This window comes from Streptomyces sp. NPDC001292 (assembly GCF_042896465.1).
Classification (GTDB): Bacteria; Actinomycetota; Actinomycetes; order Streptomycetales; family Streptomycetaceae; genus Streptomyces.
The window spans coordinates 1-1671 of record NZ_JBIAXG010000133.1 but is presented as its reverse complement, the minus strand read 5'-3'; the positions used below and the strand labels follow the sequence as shown (position 1 = coordinate 1671).

Genomic DNA, 1671 nt, shown 5'->3' with positions numbered 1-1671 from the left:
CTAGGAGCGTGTCTCAGTAACCGGCAACCCGCCTGCGGTTCGTGATCATTCATGCAGGATGATGTTGGTATGGGTGGTGGCGATGGGTTGTTCGAGGTCGAGCCGGTGGAGAAGAAGCGGCCGCAGGGTCGTCCGGCGGCGGTGGACAAGACGTTCCGGGCGTTCGATCCGCACCAGGTCCTGCTGCTGCCGCCGTCGCTGGACGAGTGGCTGCCCGAGGACCACCTGGCACGGTTCGTCGCCGAGCTGGTCGACGAGGTGCTCGACCTCGGCCCGGTCCTGGCGGACTACACCGACAAGCGCGGCTACCCGCCCTACGACCCGCGGCTGATGGTGCGGCTGCTGATCTACGGCTACACCACCGGCATCCGCTCGTCCCGGGCGATCGAGCGCAAGTGCGCCGACGATGTCGCGTTCCGGTTCCTGGCCGCCGACCAGGCCCCGGACTTCCGCTCGATCGCCCGGTTCCGCCGCCGCCACCTGGACGCGCTGGCCGACCTGTTCCTCCAGTCACTGCACCTGGCGCAGAAGCTGGGCATGGTCAAGCTGGGCCGCGTCGCCCTGGACGGCACCAAGCTCGAGGCCAGCGCCTCCAAGCACAAGGCGATGAGCTATGGCCGACTGACCGACAAGGAGGAGCGCGTCGAGGCCGAGATCGCCGAACTGGAGGCCAAGGCCCGGGCTCTGCTGGCCGAGGCGGAGGCCACCGACACCGCCGAGGTCCAGGCATTCGGCGCCGACGGCAAGGATGTGGACCTGCCCGCCGAGCTGGACCGCCGGGAGAAGCGCCTGGCCAAGCTGCAGGCCGCCCGCGCGCAGATCGAGGCCGAGGCCGCCGACAAGGCCCGCGCTCACGCCGAGGGCACCGAGCGCAGACGCCAGGAGCGCGCCCGCGCCGCCGACGAGCAGGCCGTCACCGACGCCGGCGAGAAGGCCGCCGCCAAGGCCCGGCCCAAGCCCAAGGCGCAGGCCAACTTCACCGACCCCGACTCGCGGATCATGAAGAACAGCGACGGCGCCTACATCCAGGCCTACAACGCCCAGGCCGTCGTCGACGACAAGCACCAGGTCATCACCGCCGCCGACGTGACGACGAACCCGTCGGACGCGCTGAACTACACCACGATGCTCGACCAGTCCGCGCACAACACCGGCGCTCATCCCCGGCAGGCGCTGGTCGACGCCGGGTACTGCTCGGAGGCGAACCTGGAAGCCGCGAAGAAGCGCCAACTGTCCTGCGGCACGGACACGTTCATGGCCACCGGCCGACTCAAGCACGACGAGCAGGTCCCGCCCGCACCCCGCGGACGCATCCCCAAGGACGCCACCTTGAAGGAGCGGATGGCCCGCAAGCTGCGAACCAAGCCCGGCAAGGCCGCCTACAGCCGCCGCAAGGCCATCGTCGAACCCGTCTTCGGCCAGATCATGATCTGCCAGAACGGCCGCCGGCTCCTCCTGCGGGGCGAGAACGGGGCGCGGGGCGAGTGGCGGCTGCTGGCTGCCTGCCACAACCTCCGCAAGATCTTCCGACACGCCGGAACGGCGGGGCTCACCGCACTGACCGGGTGACCAGCCCGGCAGGTCGGGACCCCGGGCCCGCCGCCCGACCGCAATCAATCACACCGATCACGACCGACCGGCCAATTGCCCGTTACTGACCCACGCTCCTAG

1 protein-coding gene is annotated in these 1671 nt (G+C 70.0%); it reads left to right on the top strand.

The features are described 5' to 3' along the window. The first annotated feature begins 87 nt into the window (after positions 1 to 87). Positions 88 to 1569 carry an IS1182 family transposase gene (locus tag ACFY4A_RS42555; protein ID WP_390834668.1) on the top strand — a complete coding sequence of 494 codons (1482 nt, stop codon included), beginning with the start codon at positions 88 to 90 and terminating at the stop codon, positions 1567 to 1569. Positions 1570 to 1671: the final 102 nt, after the last annotated feature.